This is a genomic window from Neisseria sp. HMSC068C04, from assembly GCF_001810105.1.
Lineage (GTDB): Bacteria > Pseudomonadota > Gammaproteobacteria > Burkholderiales > Neisseriaceae > Neisseria > Neisseria flavescens_B.
The window spans coordinates 5,498-6,488 of sequence record NZ_KV799959.1 but is presented as its reverse complement, the minus strand read 5'-3'; the positions used below and the strand labels follow the sequence as shown (position 1 = coordinate 6,488).

Sequence of the window (991 nt, the reverse complement as noted above, 5' to 3'; positions counted from 1 at the left end):
ACAGGCTGCACTACAACCGTTTTGTTATTACAACTAAAAGAATGCTGGATGAAATTGAAAGAACCGGGGATTTAACAACAAGTGATTTATTGAGAAAAAGCTGGAGCATTTGATAAAAGGCCATCTGCAAAACCTTTCAGACGGCCTTTTACTTTTGAATTCTGTAAGTGATTGTACTACTGAGAAAAACAGGAGTTGGCAGGCTAAAATGCTGTCATTATGAATTTAACATAATATAAATTAATTTCCTTTTCCCTATTCTTCTACAAATTCCGCTGTTTTGTTCCTATATGTCAAATGAGAATTAATGATACTCAAGAGAGTGTGCTCATAGTACTCCAATTTTTAGTATAAAATCAATAGGTTTTAAGCTGCTTAATTTTACTGTGACTCTACCACTGAATTAATGAAGTTGCAGGCTGTTTTTTGCTTTTCAGACAACCTCATGGTTTAAAGAGGTCGTCTGAAACCCTAAAAAGCAGTAGGTAGGCTTGGTTAATAAATCAAATGCTTTAGAAAAATGAAACGGTTTGTTGGGTCTCAACCCAAGCTAGGCTTGCTCAAACAACTGCGTAAACAGGTGCATTTTGATGAAATTATGGCGGGGAGCTATATTTTTGATGAACAAAAACAAGCCCAATCTTATACGATGTTAAAATCGATTGTGGATAAGCAATCGTGATAAAAACATGGCGAGATCATCTCGCCATGTTTTATGCCTAAACCATTTTCGACAACAAAATCTCCTTCAACTTGTTATACACCCACACCACTCGCTCGGCAACAATCGTTTGTATGGTCGATATAAATAAAGCTGCCATTTTTGCTTTTCAATTTCAGGGAAGAGTTCCACCAATCGACCGTTTTTCAAATAGGGATCACAAACGCTGTTTATAAGATAAGAGCAAGAGCGTCCAGCTAGCGCCGATTGCAGTTTGCTTTGCACAGATGTATAGACTGAGACCTTTGCAAAATTCCTTTTCCCCCGACA

General features: G+C 37.3%; 1 protein-coding gene. It reads left to right on the top strand.

All coding sequences use genetic code 11. The annotated features are described in order from the left end of the window. Nucleotides 1-520 precede the first annotated feature (520 nt). The gene (locus tag HMPREF2700_RS11665; protein ID WP_283129690.1) at nucleotides 521-682 is read left to right on the top strand and encodes a hypothetical protein; all 162 of its coding nucleotides are present in this window, start codon (nucleotides 521-523) and stop codon (nucleotides 680-682) included. Nucleotides 683-991 lie beyond the last annotated feature (309 nt).

What these genes read in the sequence shown, in the direction of transcription:
- HMPREF2700_RS11665 (WP_283129690.1), top strand. Translation starts at nt 521, where the DNA reads ATGAAACGGTTTGTTGGGTCTCAACCCAAGCTAGGCTTGCTCAAACAA.